We start from the raw sequence: 19,027 nt of genomic DNA, 5'->3' as shown, positions 1-19,027 counted from the left end.
TCATCAGATAATAATTATTAAAGCACAAATAAGGTTAAAACAATAGCTTTTTACCCCTAACCACGCGGTTTGACCAAGGTACCGTTAAAATCTAAGCTCAGGCCCTAAAGGAACAATTTGGGTCGGATTAATGGCCTTATGGCTGTAGTAATAATGCTGTTTGATGTGGGTAAAATTGACTGTCTCGTTTATTCCTGGATAGTGATACAAATTGATGAGATAAGGCTGTAGAAATGGATAATCACTGATCCGCCGCTTATTTGTTTTAAAATGGCTGAAATAAACAACATCAAAGCGAATCAATGTGGTAAAGAGACGCCAGTCTGCTTCAGTGAGCTGGTCTCCAACCAAATAAGGATGTTTGCTCAGATGGCTATCCAACTTATCCAACACGGTGAAAAGTTCATTAAACGCTTTCTCATACGCCTCTTGCGTAGTAGCAAACCCGCACTTGTAAACCCCATTATTAACGGCGCTATAAATTAGATCGTTAATCTCATCGATTTCCTTAGCCAAGGCTTCTGGGTAAAAATCCTGTTTATCCCCGGTTAAGTGATTAAATGCTCGGTTAAATTGGCGAATAATTTCTGCTGACTCATTGCTAACGATGGTCTTTGTTTTTTTATCCCACAACACAGGTACTGTCACTCTGCCCGTATAATGGCTATCTGCTTTACAATAAAGTTCATAAAGAAAAGATAAACCATACAATTGATCACCTGTGGACTCCATTCCCGTTTTAAATTCCCAACCCTTATCTAACATATGCGGATGAACGACAGACACTCCGATAATATCTTCAAGCTTTTTTAGCTTACGAAAAATTAAGGTGCGATGTGCCCAGGGACAAGCAAGCGAAACATATAAATGGTAACGTCCTTTTTCCGCTGGAAAATTTGCATCAGGGTCGTTAGAAATAGCGCCATGAAACTTAGAAGCTTCCCTTTTGAAAGCGCCACCCGTTTTGCTTGTGTCGTACCAACTATTCTGCCACTTTCCATCAACTAACAGCCCCATTGCCTTCCCACTCCTGATAAAAATTAAACTAAAAGAAAACGAAAATTCTTTTGAATTTCATTTAAGCTAAATTTATTCAGAAAAAGGGAGAGACTCATCCATGCACCAAGAGCGGCCAAATCACGAAATGGAGGGGGCAAGTAGACTGGTGGGGTCAATAACCCACGATCTTTTAACTCACTCAGTAATGGCAAGTCATCTAAAACCATTTTGCCGGTAAATAATAAAGGAATCGCGTTAATACGGCGCTGACTGATTGCAAAACGCATGAAATTGTAAATTAACAAAAATCCTTTTGCGTAAGATAAATCTTTTGTGAAAGGCCCGCCTTCAGGTGTACTTCCTCTAAAAATGCGTACCGCTTGATTATAAGACGCTTCTTCAGTTAAACCACAATCCATAAAATAATGGTAGATATCAAGGAAATTGGCTCCTTGCCGTACCTTATCAAGAGCAATCACTCGATTGGTTATTTTTTGAACTCTTGCTGGATATGAAGAGAATGTCACGACCTCAGTGATCACCGCTAAACCTTCCTGCATGACCGAACTAGAAGGCGAGCCTTTAGATAAAAAGAAGCAATAAGGCTGCATTGAACCATTTAAAGTGGTGCCAACGTGCACCCAACCTTCATGAACTTCAAGGTATTTTAAATCCCGTTCGCTAAACATCGCTTTTTGGCTTAGTTTAATAGTGTCCGCACCCGCTGCAGCATCAGCTACCATATCATCGCTGACTTGCACAGTAACTTTTCCAGGATGCTGATCAAAAAAATGGCTTAGCCGATCTTGTAAAATCTCTTGTGCTTGTTGTGGTGAATAGCGTTTAACATCAGCATCTGATTTAAGCTGGACATCAAGCGCGGTTAACACATCAAAAAGAACCGTTCCTAACTCAGAAAGCCGAGGCCCTCCAGAGTAGAAAGCATCATTAGGACTTCCATATAATTCCATGGCTAACTCGCAAAACGTCGGTGTACCCCGTACTGCAAGCATATGCGCTGCCCGCGAGTATTCTTCGCACTGGCGTTTGATTAGTCGGGTGATGGGGGTATATTGCCCAAGATGATTTTGCGCATCACGCAAAATTAAACGAAATTCTTCTTGTTTTTCATGGGCATCAAAGGGTAATGGCCTTTTTTGATAATAATCTTGATCCACAGTAGGTAGCCGCTTGCCCTTGTGTTTAAAAAAATCCTGTTTGATCGAGTCATCCCATTTAATGCTATCTAAGATCCGTATCTGGCTTTGTGCCTCCACAATACGTCTCGATAAATCCTGGATATAAGCTAATCCGTCTGCGTCTATTGACATAATCATCCCACATTGTAAGTGCCCAACCCCGGGAAGAGCCGTATCTGGTGCATTTTACGAGAATAGCTTGCACTCAGGTACAGTCGCTCGACTCAACATGGACATGGGGTACTCGAGCGATTACTCCACCTTAGCTGCCCTGCTTCACTGGATCTGAGGGAGGTACAATACCCACTTGAGCACTCTGAGTCTGATTTGGCAAATCGTAAAAATGGCTAATGTTCGCATCCGTCAACGGAGGAGGCACCACAACTTTAGGCCCATTTCTGCTCTGTAAATATTGTTTCTCACCATTACTAGTATAGGCTGAACAAGCTGCTAAAAGCTGCGCTGAAATTAAAAGTAAAGCAATTTTTTTCACTAAAACTATCCTCGTTTAAGCAAGTTGCAAAGTACGGAGTACTTGCTCTAATGCTTGATGGTGTTCTATCGATAAGCTCGTCAGGGGTAACCGCAATTCATCATTTATCAATCCCATTTTGCTTAATGCCCATTTTACAGGAATAGGATTGGATTCCACGAACAATAATTCATGGAGTTTCGTCAATTGTTCATTGATTCGTACACACCCCGCATGATCATCATCCAAAGCAGCATCACATAATTTTGCCATCTGCCTTGGTGCAACATTCGCTGTTACAGAGATAACCCCTTTCGCTCCAGCTAACATCCACTGGGCCGCAGTCAAATCATCCCCACTGTACACATCAATGCATCCTTGTGATGTTCGCAGTATTTGTTGCAAACGAGCCATTTGCCCTGTAGCCTCTTTAATTCCCACTATATTGGAAATTTTTGCAAGCCTAGCTACCGTTTCAGGCAACATATCACAAGCTGTACGACTTGGTACGTTATAAAGAATGATCGGAATTGCCACTGAGTTAGCAATTGCGCTGTAATGTTGATAAAGGCCTTCTTGAGTTGGTTTAATGTAGGCAGGTGTCATGATAAGGGCCGCATGTGCACCGCACTCCATTGCTTCACGTGTTAATTCAATGCAGTCTTTGGTTGCATTCATTGCGGTTCCCGCGATAACCGGGATGCGTTCGCGTACCTGTTCAACAACGGTTTTGATCACCAAAAGTTTTTCTTGGTGAGATAAGGTCCCAGCTTCTCCTGTAGTTCCGGCAGGAACGATGGCATGGGTACCTGCAGCGATATGAAACTCAACCAGCTCACGTAAACGTGGTTCATCCACTTTACCATCAAGCATCGGCGTGACCAATGCAACTATACTCCCACGAAACATTACGCCCTCTATTTCTGAAAACGATAAGCCAATACTACTGGTGGACGAATAATTTCTCAACTTAAATTTAGTCCCGCCAGGATAAAAGCTAAGAATTCATCCTCACCAAAACCCCAAAGTGAACCAAAGCAATTCTGACACAGGATTTGATTATTTATTAAACATTTTGCTTATTTTTGTACTATTATGTTTTTTGAGGGAAACAAACAATACTAACAAAGGAAATAACTATGAAAAAAACAATCATTACTTTCGCTTTTGCTGGTCTATCTGCTCTTACCCTCTGTTCTTGCACCAATACCCAAGTCGGGACAGTTGCAGGTGGTGCTGCTGGAGCAGGAATTGGATATGCCGTAGGGAAAGGTGGCGGTGCTGTGGTTGGCGGTGGTTTAGGCGCCTTAATTGGTAATCAAATCGGCCAAGCCCAAGATAGGAGATATTGGAGAAATGCTTATTGGGGAAATGGCTACTGGGGAAATGGTTATTGGAGAAATGGCGTATATTATTACTACTAATCGTTGTTGAAGTTTAGCTCGACCCTGATTTTGCCATCATAATTGAAATCGCAAATGGCAAAATCAGGGTTTCTTCAATTTTTATCGAGAGTAAAGCAAAATAGAAAACACACTGCTATACTGCTAAAACAATAACTAAACAGGGACTGTAAATCATGCGATTAAAAGACAAAGTTGCCATAGTAACAGGTGCAGCCAGTGGAATCGGTAAAGAAATCGCCCTTCTTTATGCGAGTGAAGGTGCAAAAGTTGCCATTGCCGACCTTAATCTCAAACAAGCCCAAGCGGTCGCTGATGAAATTAAAGGAAAAAAAGGTCAAGCAATGGCCGTTGAGATGAATGTTATTGACGAAGATCAAGTAAACACTGGGGTTGATGCAGTAGCCAAACAGTTTGGCGGAATTGATGTGCTGGTCAGTAATGCAGGGATACAAATTATCGATCCAGTGGATAAACTCGCTTATGCGGACTGGAAAAAATTAATTTCAATCCATCTCGATGGTGCTTTCTTAACCACAAAAGCCTGCTTGAAACACATGTATGCCGCGAAAAGAGGAGGCAGCATCATCTATATGGGTTCAGTGCACTCCAAGGAAGCGTCTAAATTAAAAGCCCCTTATGTGACAGCAAAACATGGGTTATTAGGTTTATGCAAAGTTGTTGCTAAAGAAGCAGGCGAATACGGCATTCATGCGAACGTCATTTGTCCAGGTTATGTACGCACTCCGTTAGTGGATAAGCAAATACCTGAACAAGCAAAAGAACTAGGCATTAGTGAAGAAGATGTTATCAAGAATGTCATGCTTAAAGACACGGTAGACGGCAAATTCACCACAGTGGAAGATATCGCCCAGACTGCTTTATTTTTTGCCTCATTCCCATCCAATGCACTTACTGGACAATCATTGGTGGCTAGTCATGGCTGGTTTATGGAGTAAACCAATAAAAACCAATCGATTTGGCATCCCTAAATAGGAGAATTCAAAAATGGATGAAGCACAAATACGGAAAAATGCCTTCGCAATGCCTTACGCGAGTCCTTCTTACCCGCATGGCCCTTATCATTTCAAAAATAGGGAATATTTTATTATTACCTACGAAACAGACATGGATGCCCTTAAAGAAATTGTACCTGAACCGTTGGAAGTAGTAGAACCATTAGTGAATTTTGAAGTCATTCGCATGCCAGATTCAACCGGGTTTGGCGATTATACTGAATCTGGCCAAGTTATCCCTGTTCGTTATAAAGGAAAACCAGGCTCTTACACCCACGCAATGTATTTGGATGATATGCCTCCTATTTCTGGCGGCCGTGAGATTTGGGGGTTTCCCAAAAAATTAGCTCAGCCACGATTGAGTGTAGAAAAAGAAACTTTAGTTGGCATATTAAACTATGGAAGTTGCCGTGTTGCGACAGCAACCATGGGATTTAAATATAAACAATTGGATTCGGAAGCGATTCAGAAATCAATGACGGCCCCTTCTTACCTCCTCAAAATAATTCCACATGTTGACGGAACAACCCGCATTTGCGAACTCGTCGAATATCAGCTGGAAAACGTCGTGGTTAAAGGGGCATGGACAGGGCCTGCGCGCTTGGATTTGCAATATCATGCCTTGGCACCGCTTGCTCAATTACCCGTGAAAAAAGTTGTGAAAGCGGTTCACGTTCTGACTGATTTAATATTACCTTATGGTCGAGTGGTTCATGACTATCTTAAATAACTTCTCTACTTTCTGCTCAAGCAGAGCAGAAAGTAGACTGATGCTATTGTCCTAAGGGACAATTTTATATAGTTAATTTCCATTAAATAGCTTTGATAGGGATATTAAATGCTTATTTTGCTTGGATCAGTTGTGATCTTACTGTCGGTTTTTGGTGGGTTTGCTCTAGCTGGAGGCCACTTAGCCGCTATTATCCAACCTGTTGAGTTATTGATAATTGCAGGAGCAGCGATAGGTTCATTAATTATCGGGAATAGTTCCAGTGTTTTAAAAGCCATCATCAAAGCATTACCTGGTGTTTTTCGCAGTCCTAAATCAGCTAAAATCATTTACCGGGATTTATTAAGGCTGCTTTATGCCTTATTGAATAAGGGCCGTCAAGAAGGGCTAATGGCATTGGAGAATGACATAGAAGAGCCGGCAAATAGCCCTATCTTTAGTAATTATCCTCGACTTTTGGCTCAACCCCATGTCATTGAATTCATTTGTGATTATTTTCGACTCGTCATTACCTCGAATCTGCAACCTTTTCAACTTGAATCACTCATGGAAAATGAAATCGCCACTTACCATCAGGAAGAACTTATTCCAGTTAATGCCATCACTAAACTCGCCGACAGCATGCCTGCCTTTGGTATTGTTGCCGCCGTCTTAGGTGTAGTCCATACAATGGAATCGATCAACCTGCCCCCTGCAGAACTTGGTGTCTTAGTTGCCCAAGCGTTAGTTGGAACTTTTCTTGGAATCCTATTAGGGTATGGTTTTATTGGCCCCATAGCCACTGCCATTGAGCAACGTGCAAATGAAACATTGCTGATGATGAACTGTATTAAGGTTACTTTACTCGCAAGCGTGAGTAATAACCCCCCGCTGATTGCCACTGAATTCGGTCGAAAAGTCTTATTCACCACAGCAAGGCCATCATTTAATGAGCTGAATGAGGAGATTAAACCGGTTAAAACGGAAGCTACTGATAGCGCTTGATGGAGACTTTTATGGCTGGCAATAATGACAAAAAAATCGTTATCATTAAAAGAAAAACAAACGATAGGCATGTGCATCACGGAGGCTCCTGGAAAATTGCCTATGCTGACTTTGTTACCGCAATGATGGCTTTTTTCTTACTCATGTGGCTTGTTGCCTCTTTGAATAAAGCACAAAAAGACGGCATCAGTGAGTATTTCAAACAACCTCTTCGTATAGCCTTTATTGGGGGTGATAGTACGGGTTCTCGAGCAGAGACAATCAATGGTGGCGGGGATAATTTAGATAAGCATGACGGACAAGTATCAACAGCGTCGCAAAACGAAATGAAACAACTTCAGCAACTAAAAACAAATATTCTCCTGTCAGTCCACAATGATCCCAGTCTCGTTGATTTAAAAGACCGGTTATTAATGGATATCGTCTCTGAGGGCTTGCGGATACAACTCATTGATAATAAAAATAAACCAATGTTTCCACTCGGTAGCGATCAAATGGATCCTAACGTGCAGCAAATTCTTGATAAGATAGCAAAATTGTTAAACAACGTACCAAACAAAATCAGCATTCAGGGCCATACTGATGCTAATCCTTATGATAATCCTGAAGACTTGACCCAGACTAATTGGGAACTATCAACCCAACGTGCTAACGCAGCAAGGCGTGCCCTCTTAAAAGGCGGATTACAAGAAAATAAAGTCATGGAAGTCACAGGTTTTGCTTCAACCGTTTTACTTGATAAGAAAAATCCTTTAAATCCCAATAATCGCCGCATTTCGATTATTGTCATGAAAAAAGAAGTTGAAGAAAAATTGATTAAAAACAAATAATAAGGGCTATCAAAGTGAAAACAAGACCAGTCTATATTGCAGGCGGTATTCGTACGCCATTCGTAAAATCGATGACTACTTATAAGAATGTTTCTACCCAAGATCTAATGATCGCCTCTTTACAACAACTCGTTAAAAAAATGCATCTTGAAAGAAGGATGGTTGGTGATGTTGGTCTTGGCGCTGTCATGAATAGCTCCTTTAATTGGAATTTAGCCCGCGAATGTGTTCTCGGCTCTGATCTAGACCCCCATACACCAGGATATACTTTACAAAGGGCCTGCGGTACCAGTTTAGAAACAACCCTACAGATAGCCCTGAAAATCGCCAACTATCAAATCGATGACGGCATTGCTGGTGGAGTGGATTCAAATAGCGATTTACCGATCATGTTTCGTCGTTCTTTTGCGCAAAAATTGGTTGCGCTACACCATGCAAAAGATTTTTCATCTAAATTAAAACGGTTCTTTTCTTTTCGACTAAACGATATCAAACCAGAATTCCCTGCTGTTGTAGAACCAAGGACAGGTTTATCCATGGGACAACACTGCGAGAAGATGGTTAAGGAATGGGGTATTACTCGGCAAGCGCAAGATGAATTCGCTTTTTTAAGCCATAAAAATGGTTTGAAAGCTTATGAAGATGGCTTTTATGACGATCTCGTTTGTGAATTTTATGGCTTAAAGCGCGATGGTATTTTGCGTAAAGAGACTACCCTAGAGAAATTAGCAGGCCTAAAGCCAGCTTTTGATTTCAGCGGTTCTGGTACTTTAACCGCTGGCAATAGCACCCCACTCACTGACGGCTCTTCTGCAGTTTATTTAATTTGTGAAGAGACAGCGAAAAAATATAACTATCCCTTACTTGCTCGTTTTGTCGATGCACAGGTTGCCGCAGTGGATTATGTTCATGGGGAAGGCTTGCTTATGGCTCCTACCATTGCAGTGAACAACTTGCTAAAGCGCAATAAACTCTCTCTTCAAGATTTTGATTTTTATGAAATTCATGAAGCCTTTGCAGGCCAAGTGCTCTGCACTTTGAAAGCCTGGGAATCGGAAGATTATTGTAAATGGGTTCTCAATCGCGACGCTGCGATGGGCGCAATTGATCGAACAAAAATGAATATCAAAGGCGGTAGCGTGGCTTTAGGGCATCCTTTCGCAGCAACTGGTTCCCGCATTGTTGCAAGCCTTGCAAAAATGTTGTACCTAAAAGGAAGCGGCCGAGGTTTGATTTCCATCTGTACAGCTGGCGGCATGGGAGTCGCCGCAATTTTGGAAGCTGCTTAATAACCAACAGTTAAATCATATGCTTTGCATTGGGTAACTTTGCTCATCAGCCGACTCAGTTTCCCTCTTTCTTTTAGCCGGGCTCTGAGAAAAGTCCTCCTCTTTTCTTTTACTCCAAATTAGATCCGCACACGGCCCCTCTTTTTTTCCATCAGGAAGAACAACCGCCGTACAAGCGGCCCAATGGATTTTTCGATTGGGAAATTTTTGAATTACAGTAGATAAAGAAAAGGAGCTTCTTTCTCTTGGAACTTGATTCATATCATAAACCACCCGTCCAGTTTCAGGTTCAATCACTCTTGGATGAGGTAATTTATGGCAATCTTCCAAAGTAAAATCCGGGATCACGTGCTGCCTGCCCGTAGAGCTGAAAAAAAACATTGAAGGGTAATCCACTTCCTCTTTTGCACGCTCATCACGAACAACAACTTTCTCAGGGTCAAATTGTTCGTTTTCTATATCTGTTCCTAAACTTTGGCTTAATGAACCGCCTAATCCGGAATAGAATAGCACTTCGGTATGAGTACCATAATTTGCTAAATCAATGATGTTGTGCCAACTGTAATAGACACCATGTCCTGAACAGACTAAATCACTATCGTTACTCATACTGATTTGTTTTAAAAACTCAGCCAGGTAATCATCTTTTTCAAGTTTATTTTTTAATGCGAATAGCTGCTCACGGAATGGATCTAAAGAAGGGGAGCAAGAGGCAAGCGCAGTATTCACTAAACGATACGTTTCTTTAATTTGCCAATGTAAGCACTCTTTAGCCAAGATTGGGTGGGGAACCATGATTAATAACTCATGCGTTCTATGGAGAAAATAATCCATAGACTGATCTTGCTCTAAAACTAAATGCGAAGAGACATCCACCTCTCTGTAATAGCGATATCTTAGATCGCCTGATTCGTTGCCAAAAATCTTTAATAATTCATAAACATAGCTATTAAGTTTCATTTTATTAATTACAGAGAAAATTAGTGGGTGTCCATTATAATGACATTAAATTAAGAATTTATTAACTCAAACACGAATACTCAAATCATGAGATTCAGGATTATAAAGCACTAAATCATGATTGGGTTTGCTGAAAAAGAAAGAGAAACAGGAAAAACAACTGGGGTGCAACCGATTTAATTCATCATTAATTAATCCATTGAACGCAACTTGTGTTGCAGTTCCTCCGAGAAAACCTCTTATTTTGCGAATTATCCATAAATGACTTCTCAATTGACGAATAAATTGTAGCTCGGGAGCGGGTGGATTTTTATAACCATTTAAAGCTTCTTTCATCTCTAACAATATCTGTTCATATTGAGGGTTGTTCCTTTGTGTATCAATGAATTTTTTGAGGCAAACAAGGGAGATCTCTTTTTTCATTTTAAGGCTAAGGCTGTGATCTTCGCTGACCCCCCGCATGACTTTCAAGAGTTTTGTAGTTGAATTTGCTACAGCTGCTTTATTAATGTGAATTGTTTTAAAGGAGTAAGATTTGATTTGTTCCTTTTTAGGTTTATTAAGCAATCGATAGGAATCTGTTTTCTCTACCCCTTGCTCTAAAAGGGATCGAATAATGAGGTAGGGATCTTGTCTTGCATCTCGATAAGAATGCGGCACTGTTCTCTTCATCTTTGCAACGGCAACATCGAGCGGTTTTTCTCCCCTATCGTTCGCCGCTTCAGCAAATTGGCTGAACGATTGCCAAGTCTCGTGAAAACGATAATCCCCTAGCCGAATCGCAATATGCAAAGGAGTATCCCCACTAACAACCTCTGTTTCACATAATGATTTATAACGATCCATGTTAGCGGAAATTTCACTTAACAAAGATTCATGCTTTGGCTCGTCTATTCCGTCAAGAATTTCTTCTTGCATTGCTGCAATATCTCCGGCACTAAGCGTTTGTACGAACTCCCGAAATTCCGGAATTGTAAAAAGGACAGCCCTTAGTTTTGCTTGCCTTGAAATGACAGCATGAGTAACTAAGGCTAATTGAGCCCTATCCTGGGCATTTTCTTTATCAAAAGACTGCTTTAATGCTTGTTTTATGATGGACTGCGGAATCAAGATATGTTTATAGAATTCACGCCACTTAGCTTGCTGGAATTGAAAATCCTCTCCAAGCTCAATAAAGGCACGAATTTCCTCAGCACTTGAATAGACTTTGTTATCAATTGGGTTCGCTAGAAAACGCGAGGAGGTTGGCCAATAATAATTTTGTGAATCAAAAAGCCTAGGAAAAGCGATAAGATCCCGCTTCGTTACCTCAAAAGCATGCTCGCCATGACGCCAATTCACAATCCGCGAGCTACAACGAGACATCACGCTATCAGCCATCATCAGATCGTTATCAATTTTAAAAAAAACAACTGTTAATTTTTGTTCTCCATCCGCCCCCATTCTTTTTACGATATAAAAACCAAAATTTCCCTTATGGAAATCATCTTCTTCTAAACTGTAAGCGCTGGTCAAAACGCTCGCTAACGAATTCATATCGAAATCAATTTTTTTTTCTTGCCTTAGTCGCCATAGCACGCCAAAAAAACCTGGTGGGTATTGATTGAAGAAAGCAATTGGAATTCCTTCAGCTTTAGTCACTTTTCTGGAAATAAAAGTATATTTTCCGTTATACCTGCGACTGCTTTCAGCAGGACTAGGCCTAACATTTTTACGAATTTCTACAAAATTCCCCAAACCTTCACGTCTTGCTATCGCATAAACGACATGCTCTGAGGCCACCCCAACAACTTGCTGACGATTATTTTTTACTAAAAATTGTTTTGGAGTTAGATTAGGACGTAAAAACCGGCTTGCTAAAGCCGTGAACCCAGCTTCAAAGTGAGAAAATCGGGGATCATTGTACTTATTCCTTTTAAATATAATCCTCAATGAATCATTTTCGTCACGATACCTAGCATGTTTATAAACAATGTGGCCTGTATGACTCGATTCACCCAGGGTGATTTTGTTGTAGTCGTAAAAAAAAACCATGGTTGGCAATATAAATACTTAATGTTCGCAAGTTTATCAAATTGTTAACTCGCTTCAACAAATTTTATGAAAAATTTAAAGTAAAACAAATAAATGTCCAATATGGTCTAATATTATACAATAAAAACAAGTATAAACACTAGCCGTTAGGAGAAAAGAATGAAAAAGAATGATGAAGCCTTATCCATTACCAATCCGCGCTTACTTTCTGCAGTCTATTTTGGTTTATTATCAATTGTTGCCACAATTATTTTTGATGTAATTTTTTATGCAGTAGGTGTAGAGCAAATATTACCTACTTTTCAAGCAATATTACTAGCGGTAGTACTAGCAAGTTGTTTCGGTGCACTTTTTGGAGAACGCATCATTTACAGCCAGCAACCTTATCGCCGCAAAGCATTTTTGTGGGGTTTCATGATGGTACTCGCTGCTTTACCAATATACGCACTAATTTTCTTCTACTTGTTTAAAGAACATCATCCTCATGCCTTTGCAGAACTGAGTTTCAGCAATTTATTCGTTACCTACTTGTTTATCCTACTTTACAGCTTTCTTGTCGCCGGATTTTGGCTTGCAATTGCAGCAGGCTTAGCAGCAATGTATTTACGCGGGCACCTCGTTTACGACATACTACACTCTAAATCTGAGAAATTAAAACCCATGACTAAACTGCATACCGAAAAACCCCATGAGGAAATCAAACCAAAGCCCGAAGAACAAGACAGAAAGCATATTGTTCATTAGACTTGAGAAGAATATTTAAGTGATGAAAAATAATGAATACTGACCCTAACAACAAACTTGCCCAATTTAGTCCCCGAATTGCTGGAGCCATTTTTTTTGCGATCTATGCTTTTCTCTTTACGCTGTTTACTAAGTACACTTTACTGTCGCTACGGGATGAAGGGCTTTTGCCCCTCCTCCCTTCCATTTTCATCTCATTGATCATCGGTGCTTTAATTGGGGCGTTATTCGGTAAAGCCTTAGCTAAGAAAAGTCATTGGTTCCGTCCGTTCCTCATTGGTATTTTGCTTGCTTGTGTTGCGTTAATCCTTGGGAGTCTATTCGTTTTGATTCATTATTACTCCACTGATCCTCTCTTCTCAAGCCGCCTTCAGCATTGGCAAGATTACTTTGTTGTTTACGGTGCCATCCTCGTTTCACTCCTTATCGTGATAGGCACCTGGTTTATCCCACTCAGCGGCCTGGTTTCCATTTACTTTAACAAACATTTTCTGCCAGGTTTAATTACTGCCGATAAACAACGCCTCAATACTGAAACTCATACTAAGTCCGATTCACCCAATGATGAATAACCCTCTTTCCAAAAAACACTTGCTTACCCTTATGAACAATGGGGCGACAGTTATTACGCCTAATAATCGGCTAAGTAATGAATTAATTACTGGTTTTTTTACTATCAATGGCACCCCCGTACAAGATAAACCGCAATGCCTCCCCTATTCTGCTTTTCTGCAAACCGAATTTAAGAAATTGAGCCATACCTATCCTAAAATTTCTCATCCATCCCTGTTATCAGCGTCACAGTTTTGTTATCTTTGGCGACAAATTCTTACAAGACACCTCTATCTTGTTAATGAAGGCTTACTACAAGCCGTAATAGAAACATGGACTCGTTGCCATTTTTGGCAAATTGATTTGACTCATCCCTCCTTTGCATCCACACCACAAACACGCCAATTTCAGCAATGGGCTATGGAGTTCCTGCAAGAACTTAAAAGAATCGATGCAATTACAGAGCCTGAATTAGCCAATTACTTACTTACACATAAAAACTATTCGCACCATGAAGTTATAGTGTGGGCTTGCTTTGATGATTACACGCCACAGCAGCGTGCATTACAGCAGTATTTCGCCGAAGAGGATTGTCAACTTTATCATTATGACCTAGAGGCTAAATCCAGTAGCCCTCATTTCTATGCTGCTCAAGATGAAACGGATGAATATCAACAATTGCTGCGCTGGATCACGGAACGCCTTTCTAAAGGAGAAAAACGAATCGCTGTTGTCGTTCCTGATCTAAAAGCCCAAGCAAAACGTTTGCTAAGACTTCTACAGCAACAGTTCTCACCAGAGCAATTTAATATTTCCCTTGGTCAATCTTTAGCAGATTACCCCTTAGTGGCTCATGCACTTTGCTGGCTTGACCTTGATGGTTATCAATTCAGTGCTGAGCAAGCACGCCTTCTGCTTCATTCCTCTTATCTTGGCCATTCGCAGACAGAAATGCTTGCTCGTGCTCAACTTATGGAGGAAAGCAAGGTGTTGCAAGAACCTTGTTTTGAGCAAACTGCCTTTCTTAAAGAGCTCGATCGCTTCACCCCAAAGTTAGCTGAACTAATAAGGGGCATCGCTCCATATCCTGAAAAAAACCCCTCTTCAGACTGGGTAATTATTTTTAAGAAACGCTTGGCTGCCTTAGGCTTCCCTGGCGAGTACCCGCTAAACTCGGCGAATTACCAATGCTATCAGCGGTTTTTATCCTTATTTGATGAATTTAAAGCTCTTCAATTCATTTCAAAAGAGATGACGAAAACCGAAGCATTATCTGCATTAATTCATTTGGCAAAATCAACCATTTTTCAACCTAAAAAGGCTGAAGCCAGCATTCAAATTCTTGGACTATTGGAGGCAGCAGGATGTACTTTTAATAGCTTGTGGGTGACTGGACTGACTGACCAATCTTTACCAAAAAATGCTAGACTTTCCCCCTACATTCCTGTTTCATTGCAACGTGAAAAATTGATGCCACATGCATGCCTTCAGCGCGAACTGCAATTAGCCATAAAAACACTAAACCGGTTCACTAACAGCAGCGATCATGTGGTTTACAGCTACCCTCGGTTCAGTGACGATAAACCCAATATGCCGAGTCCTTTAATAGCACATTTACCCCCATTTCCTGCAATCGAAACTGCTAACCCAGTAACCACCCCATTTTTAGTTCATAATGTAGAAAATTATCAAATACCTTTAGCTCCTAGCGAGAAAGCAGCGGGAGGTACTGCGATTTTAGCAAATCAAGCAAAATGCCCTTTCCGCGCTTTCGCAGAACATCGTTTACATGCTAAAACTCCCCTAGAAACTTCTGATGGGACTGATATGAAAGAAAGAGGGAAAATTATTCATAAAATCATGGAATTATTCTGGAAGGATTTAAAAAACCAACGATCCTTTTTAAATCTCAGGGAAGACGAATTAGAGGAACGTATTGAACAAGCAATTCAGCAATCGTTAGAACCTGTAATTGCTAAGCGGAACGTTTCCTTCTCATCATTATTACAAGAAGTTGAATTTTCAAGGCTCAAACGTTTAGTTTATGCTTGTCTACACTGGGAAAGACTGCGCCCATCTTTCGAGATCGAAGCATTGGAACAAGAATTTATGATTCATTTAGCAGGAATGGACTTTCGCGTTCGTGTTGATAGGCTCGACAAAGTCGAGGAGGGTAAAAAATGGGTTATCGATTACAAAAGCAGTTTTCCCCAAAGTCTTCCCTGGAAAGAGGAACGACCCAAAGAACCTCAGCTTTTACTTTATGCTTTATTGGATGAAACCATCAATGCACTCTTATTTGCCCAATTAAAAACAGGCCAATTTAGCTGTAAAGGATTAAGTGAACAAAATCATAATTTACCAGGTCTAACCCCTATCAAAAAAGATGAACATTGGGCTGAGTACAGGGAATCTTGGAAGGTTCAATTGCAACAATTAGCAACCGAATTCAGCCAGGGCTACTGCCCACCACTGCCAGTAAGCGTCTCAGTTTGTCAGCAATGCCATTTTCAAAATTTGTGTCGACTAGAAAAACCTGCTTAGAAACCGCAGTTAAGATCCCTTCCATACATTGAGAAAAAAAGCGAGCCCAGCTATGCTGGTATACAGCGAATCAAATTATTAAGGGAATCAGGATGAATATATTGATTGCAGGAGCCAGTGGGTTTATTGGCCATAATTTAATTAATGCCCTCCGTTTAAAGCATACGATTACCGCTCTTGGACGAAACGAAGACAAATTAAAAAAATGCTTCCCAAAAAAGATAAAAGTTTGCACATGGGAAAAACTAGCGGATTTAGATCCTCACTCTTTCGATGCGGTCATTAACCTCTCCGGCTATAACATTAGCGGGTCTCGCTGGAGTGAGAAAGTTAAACAGAAAATTATTAACTCACGTGTCAGTACAACCACCGATTTAATCAATTGGGCCATGAACCAAAAAGCAAAACCCCATTTTTACTGCGCAAATGCTGTGGGGATTTACGGGATGCAAAATAATGATGATCCTAAGGCTTTTGATGAAACTAGTCTAATTAATTTTAACCAACCTCACGACATCCTCAGTGAGATCTGTATTCGTTGGCAAAACGCACTCCAACCGGCCATCGATTATGGCATACCTGTCACTATCACCCGTTTTGGCGTTGTACTAAAAAAAGGAGAAGGAATGCTCAAGAAGCTTTTCCCCAGTTTTTATATGGGCTTAGGGGCTACTCTGGGTGATGGCAAGCAAATAATTTCTTGGGTGCATATCGATGATGTCATAGGTGCTTACTTATTTTTATTAGATAATCCACAACTCACTGGCTCATTTAATATCACGGCTCCTATACCAGTTAGCCAAGCGCAATTTGCACGCACACTAGCCAAAGCCATGCATCGTCCTTTGTTCCTGACAATTCCCCCTGTTGTTGTAAAGACTTTATTCGGAGAAATGGGCGAATGCTTGTTGCTTAAAGGACAGCGCGTTGTGCCGAAACGGCTTGTGGATTCAGGTTATCAATTTCATTATCCGGAGTTAACAACTGCCTTAGCTCATGAATTTGAATAAGGGTTTGATTAGTTAGTCCTGCTGGTAGCCCAATGTAGCTGTTTCAGATTGATGAGGCTCTGAATCCATAACCTCTGCCCGCAAGGAGCGAGAAGGATCAGGATTTATAAAATCAACGAATTCAGTAATCTCTGCCATTTGGTGATCCCGACAAAACCTATAACCTTGGTGAATTTTAGAAGCAGTTAAACCCGCTATGTAAATGCCTACGAGCGTGATACCCACTCCTAAAGCAAGCAGCCCCCATGGGCTCATTGCTAATACTACCCCAAAAACAATCGCACCTATCGCTTTTCCCACAGCCATTGCACCTGCTGTTGCAGCGGTCACACCTGCAATATAAAAGAAGGAATTGGTAACTATATTTAAGCCGGCTGCAGCGTAATTAACGCTTTTATCTTGTTGCCAAGTTTCTTTAAGAGCATCGACTTTAATGCAAAGTTGAAAGTAATTGTCCCTTGAAGAAGGGACTCTTAGAACACGAACCGCATCCATTAGGATTCGCGTGCAATCTCCTTCCATCTGCAGGTAATCAAGACCACTTAATTCCGAAATACTTTTTAAGAATTTTCTACCCTTAATAACGATGTCATGTTTTTTCTTAATAGCACGCGAAGTGAGACTACTCCTGAATAAAGCGTCATGCAAATAACTATTCAGTTCTTTTTGAAATAATGCTTCCGCATCACTAAATGAAATAATGGTTTTTGAAGGCATGGTTTTTCATTTACAATTTCATGTTAAAGCTAAAAGCAAAATATCATGATTTAATCAAAAACAATAGAAAACCATTCAATTTTCCTAAGTGTGGGCTAAATAATCAGTCTCCTTCTCTGCCAAACTCCCGTCTAATTGTTCCTCGTCAACAGAGCAATGAGGGCTCAGCAAATTGGCAAATTCTTCGATTTCTTTAATCTGACTTTCCTTATGAAAACGATAATTCGTGTAGGCGTCATAAGCGGTCATTCCAGCGATAAAAAGTCCTATTAAAATAGCTCCTATGCCGATAGCTAACCAAAGCATGGGTCCTGAAGCAAGCACAAATGCGCCAGTGCTTAAAAGGGCGATACTATTGTAAACGGTGTATATTCCTGCCATTGCAAGTGCACTGCCTACAGCGGCAAAGATAGAATTTGCTAAAAAATTACCCACCCCAGTACATGATCTTACTTCTTCTCGTTTCTTTATTCTTCCTTTTAAATGATCTATGTTTTCTATTAGGCTTTGGTGGCCTTCTTCAGGATTTTTTAAAATTTTTGTTGCTGCATTTAAAATATCTTCAAATAGTATTTCTGCTTCCGGATTGAAAAAGTTTCTCAGCTCCTCAATGCTTTTTAGAAATCTTTTTCCTTTGCAGAAAAAAACAGATTTTTTGGAATTCTCTGAATTAAAAAAATGCCTGCTTATAGAAGAATTTAAATAGTCTTGCTCAAGCGCAATTTGAAATTGAATTTTTGCCTCATTCCAACCCATTATTATATCCCAAAACCGATATGATTTAATGAGGCGAAAATATCATATTCTAATTCAAATTAACATAATTGATACTCTATCAAAGGTAATTGTTTTATGAGCGCTTATAATGAGGTTTTTGCTCCTCAACCTGATCATTGCTATCATCCAGAGAAAGACTATTTTCAGAAGATGTGATGAAACTCCCCAACAATCTATAAGCCCCATAAAATCCTAGTTTAGCCGCAACTCCCCCTGGGATCGCGTACGCTACGCCATTAGTAACAACCACATAGGCCATTTGTTTCCAATTAATAGAGGCTATTTGAGTTTCTTGTAACCATTGATTACTGAGTTTTAAAAGTTTTGCCGTATCGAATCCTTCAAAAGATTTATGAAGTATCATTTCATCAAGTTGACCTTGGTGAAACGCAATTTTTTTAATTAGCTGTTCAGATAAGCCAATTGCACTCCGCGGAGAAAGGGAAAACTCTTCTATTAAATATGTGGCTAGAGAACAAGAATGCTTTTCTAAGCTATATTTTTGAAAATTGTTCTGGGACAATAAAATATTACCCCATTCATAAGCAATACTTGCTAAGGGTAATATATCCCCAAAATAATTGAATAATGAAGTTGTGCCGAAATGTTCCGCTGGGATTTTTATAACTTCAGGATTCTCTTTCAACTGATCTAAAATGAATTTACTGATTACACGCATGCTATGAAAATATTATTAAAAGAATAGCTGATTGTACTGGGGTATTCTTAAGGAATTATGAACAATAAAGGCAACTCTTTAACATTTC

At 40.2% G+C, this 19,027-nt stretch carries 19 protein-coding genes; 10 read left to right on the top strand and 9 right to left on the bottom strand.

Going from position 1 to position 19,027, the window contains the following annotated elements; genetic code table 11:
• Positions 1-84: 84 nt before the first annotated feature.
• The 4 genes from LMI_RS04695 to dapA form a co-directional block, all read right to left on the bottom strand.
• Entirely contained in the window at positions 85-1,017 is a 933-nt protein-coding gene (locus LMI_RS04695) for a glutathione S-transferase family protein (protein WP_045098764.1), read from the bottom strand.
• A 23-nt stretch (positions 1,018-1,040) separates the two neighbouring features.
• Positions 1,041-2,330, bottom strand: a complete 1,290-nt coding sequence (locus LMI_RS04690; RefSeq protein ID WP_102010543.1) for a flavohemoglobin expression-modulating QEGLA motif protein — start codon at positions 2,328-2,330, stop codon at positions 1,041-1,043.
• A gap of 130 nt (positions 2,331-2,460) precedes the next feature.
• Positions 2,461-2,691, bottom strand: coding sequence for a hypothetical protein (locus tag LMI_RS04685; RefSeq protein ID WP_045098762.1), 231 nt, complete (start codon positions 2,689-2,691; stop codon positions 2,461-2,463).
• Between the two features lie 15 nt (positions 2,692-2,706).
• Positions 2,707-3,579 carry a 4-hydroxy-tetrahydrodipicolinate synthase gene (dapA, locus tag LMI_RS04680; RefSeq protein WP_045098761.1) on the bottom strand — a complete coding sequence of 291 codons (873 nt, stop codon included), beginning with the start codon at positions 3,577-3,579 and terminating at the stop codon, positions 2,707-2,709.
• A 230-nt stretch (positions 3,580-3,809) separates the two neighbouring features.
• On the opposite strand from dapA, the gene LMI_RS04675 reads away from it, so the two are divergent.
• The 6 genes from LMI_RS04675 (at position 3,810) to LMI_RS04650 (ending at position 8,922) form a co-directional block, all read left to right on the top strand.
• Positions 3,810-4,094, top strand: a complete 285-nt coding sequence (locus LMI_RS04675) for a YMGG-like glycine zipper-containing protein (RefSeq protein ID WP_045098760.1) — start codon at positions 3,810-3,812, stop codon at positions 4,092-4,094.
• A gap of 155 nt (positions 4,095-4,249) precedes the next feature.
• On the top strand, positions 4,250-5,032 hold the full coding sequence (locus tag LMI_RS04670; protein ID WP_045098759.1) for a 3-hydroxybutyrate dehydrogenase: 783 nt from the start codon (positions 4,250-4,252) through the stop codon (positions 5,030-5,032).
• Positions 5,033-5,081: 49 nt separating this feature from the next.
• Positions 5,082-5,819 (top strand): acetoacetate decarboxylase, encoded by a 738-nt coding sequence (locus LMI_RS04665; protein ID WP_045098758.1) that lies wholly within the window; start codon positions 5,082-5,084, stop codon positions 5,817-5,819.
• Positions 5,820-5,927: 108 nt separating this feature from the next.
• Positions 5,928-6,803 carry a flagellar motor stator protein MotA gene (gene motA, locus LMI_RS04660; RefSeq protein WP_045098757.1) on the top strand — a complete coding sequence of 292 codons (876 nt, stop codon included), beginning with the start codon at positions 5,928-5,930 and terminating at the stop codon, positions 6,801-6,803.
• An 11-nt stretch (positions 6,804-6,814) separates the two neighbouring features.
• Positions 6,815-7,633 (top strand): flagellar motor protein MotB, encoded by an 819-nt coding sequence (gene motB / locus LMI_RS04655; RefSeq protein WP_045098756.1) that lies wholly within the window; start codon positions 6,815-6,817, stop codon positions 7,631-7,633.
• A 14-nt stretch (positions 7,634-7,647) separates the two neighbouring features.
• The gene (locus LMI_RS04650; protein WP_074454234.1) at positions 7,648-8,922 is read left to right on the top strand and encodes an acetyl-CoA C-acetyltransferase; all 1,275 of its coding nucleotides are present in this window, start codon (positions 7,648-7,650) and stop codon (positions 8,920-8,922) included.
• A gap of 15 nt (positions 8,923-8,937) precedes the next feature.
• Here LMI_RS04650 and LMI_RS04645 read toward each other — a convergent pair whose 3' ends face one another.
• Both LMI_RS04645 and ankK read right to left on the bottom strand, forming a co-directional pair.
• The gene (locus LMI_RS04645) at positions 8,938-9,882 is read right to left on the bottom strand and encodes a DUF6863 domain-containing protein (RefSeq protein ID WP_045098754.1); all 945 of its coding nucleotides are present in this window, start codon (positions 9,880-9,882) and stop codon (positions 8,938-8,940) included.
• Between the two features lie 66 nt (positions 9,883-9,948).
• Complete coding sequence (gene ankK / locus LMI_RS04640) at positions 9,949-11,916, bottom strand: Dot/Icm T4SS effector AnkK/LegA5 (RefSeq protein WP_045098753.1); 1,968 nt, start codon at positions 11,914-11,916, stop codon at positions 9,949-9,951.
• Between the two features lie 159 nt (positions 11,917-12,075).
• On the opposite strand from ankK, the gene LMI_RS04635 reads away from it, so the two are divergent.
• The 4 genes from LMI_RS04635 to LMI_RS04620 all read left to right on the top strand — a co-directional run bounded on the left by LMI_RS04635 (position 12,076) and on the right by LMI_RS04620 (position 16,766).
• Positions 12,076-12,660, top strand: coding sequence for a hypothetical protein (locus LMI_RS04635; RefSeq protein WP_045098752.1), 585 nt, complete (start codon positions 12,076-12,078; stop codon positions 12,658-12,660).
• A gap of 32 nt (positions 12,661-12,692) precedes the next feature.
• Complete coding sequence (locus tag LMI_RS04630) at positions 12,693-13,232, top strand: hypothetical protein (RefSeq protein ID WP_045098751.1); 540 nt, start codon at positions 12,693-12,695, stop codon at positions 13,230-13,232.
• Positions 13,222-15,756, top strand: a complete 2,535-nt coding sequence (locus tag LMI_RS04625; protein ID WP_231852236.1) for a PD-(D/E)XK nuclease family protein — start codon at positions 13,222-13,224, stop codon at positions 15,754-15,756. Before LMI_RS04630 ends, LMI_RS04625 begins: the two co-directional genes overlap by 11 nt.
• Before the next feature lie 92 nt (positions 15,757-15,848).
• A complete protein-coding gene (locus LMI_RS04620; protein WP_045098749.1) occupies positions 15,849-16,766 on the top strand; it encodes a TIGR01777 family oxidoreductase in 918 nt (305 codons plus the stop codon).
• Positions 16,767-16,778: 12 nt separating this feature from the next.
• Here the strand turns inward: LMI_RS04620 and LMI_RS04615 are convergent, their stop codons facing one another.
• The 3 genes from LMI_RS04615 to LMI_RS04605 all read right to left on the bottom strand — a co-directional run bounded on the left by LMI_RS04615 (position 16,779) and on the right by LMI_RS04605 (position 18,939).
• The gene (locus LMI_RS04615) at positions 16,779-17,483 is read right to left on the bottom strand and encodes a hypothetical protein (RefSeq protein WP_045098748.1); all 705 of its coding nucleotides are present in this window, start codon (positions 17,481-17,483) and stop codon (positions 16,779-16,781) included.
• 84 nt (positions 17,484-17,567) lie between these two features.
• A complete protein-coding gene (locus LMI_RS04610) occupies positions 17,568-18,239 on the bottom strand; it encodes a hypothetical protein (RefSeq protein WP_045098747.1) in 672 nt (223 codons plus the stop codon).
• Between the two features lie 94 nt (positions 18,240-18,333).
• On the bottom strand, positions 18,334-18,939 hold the full coding sequence (locus LMI_RS04605; protein WP_045098746.1) for a hypothetical protein: 606 nt from the start codon (positions 18,937-18,939) through the stop codon (positions 18,334-18,336).
• Positions 18,940-19,027: the final 88 nt, after the last annotated feature.

The organism is Legionella micdadei (genome assembly GCF_000953635.1).
Taxonomy (GTDB): Bacteria; Pseudomonadota; Gammaproteobacteria; order Legionellales; family Legionellaceae; genus Tatlockia; species Tatlockia micdadei.
This window is presented reverse-complemented; position numbering and strand designations above follow the sequence as displayed.

What these genes read in the sequence shown, in the direction of transcription:
- LMI_RS04695 (WP_045098764.1), bottom strand. Translation starts at nt 1,017, where the DNA reads ATGGGGCTGTTAGTTGATGGAAAGTGGCAGAATAGTTGGTACGACACA.
- LMI_RS04690 (WP_102010543.1), bottom strand. Translation starts at nt 2,330, where the DNA reads ATGTCAATAGACGCAGACGGATTAGCTTATATCCAGGATTTATCGAGA.
- dapA (WP_045098761.1), bottom strand. Translation starts at nt 3,579, where the DNA reads ATGTTTCGTGGGAGTATAGTTGCATTGGTCACGCCGATGCTTGATGGT.
- LMI_RS04675 (WP_045098760.1), top strand. Translation starts at nt 3,810, where the DNA reads ATGAAAAAAACAATCATTACTTTCGCTTTTGCTGGTCTATCTGCTCTT.
- LMI_RS04670 (WP_045098759.1), top strand. Translation starts at nt 4,250, where the DNA reads ATGCGATTAAAAGACAAAGTTGCCATAGTAACAGGTGCAGCCAGTGGA.
- LMI_RS04665 (WP_045098758.1), top strand. Translation starts at nt 5,082, where the DNA reads ATGGATGAAGCACAAATACGGAAAAATGCCTTCGCAATGCCTTACGCG.
- motA (WP_045098757.1), top strand. Translation starts at nt 5,928, where the DNA reads ATGCTTATTTTGCTTGGATCAGTTGTGATCTTACTGTCGGTTTTTGGT.
- motB (WP_045098756.1), top strand. Translation starts at nt 6,815, where the DNA reads ATGGCTGGCAATAATGACAAAAAAATCGTTATCATTAAAAGAAAAACA.
- LMI_RS04645 (WP_045098754.1), bottom strand. Translation starts at nt 9,882, where the DNA reads ATGAAACTTAATAGCTATGTTTATGAATTATTAAAGATTTTTGGCAAC.
- ankK (WP_045098753.1), bottom strand. Translation starts at nt 11,916, where the DNA reads ATGGTTTTTTTTTACGACTACAACAAAATCACCCTGGGTGAATCGAGT.
- LMI_RS04635 (WP_045098752.1), top strand. Translation starts at nt 12,076, where the DNA reads ATGAAAAAGAATGATGAAGCCTTATCCATTACCAATCCGCGCTTACTT.
- LMI_RS04630 (WP_045098751.1), top strand. Translation starts at nt 12,693, where the DNA reads ATGAATACTGACCCTAACAACAAACTTGCCCAATTTAGTCCCCGAATT.
- LMI_RS04625 (WP_231852236.1), top strand. Translation starts at nt 13,222, where the DNA reads ATGATGAATAACCCTCTTTCCAAAAAACACTTGCTTACCCTTATGAAC.
- LMI_RS04620 (WP_045098749.1), top strand. Translation starts at nt 15,849, where the DNA reads ATGAATATATTGATTGCAGGAGCCAGTGGGTTTATTGGCCATAATTTA.
- LMI_RS04615 (WP_045098748.1), bottom strand. Translation starts at nt 17,483, where the DNA reads ATGCCTTCAAAAACCATTATTTCATTTAGTGATGCGGAAGCATTATTT.
- LMI_RS04610 (WP_045098747.1), bottom strand. Translation starts at nt 18,239, where the DNA reads ATGGGTTGGAATGAGGCAAAAATTCAATTTCAAATTGCGCTTGAGCAA.
- LMI_RS04605 (WP_045098746.1), bottom strand. Translation starts at nt 18,939, where the DNA reads ATGCGTGTAATCAGTAAATTCATTTTAGATCAGTTGAAAGAGAATCCT.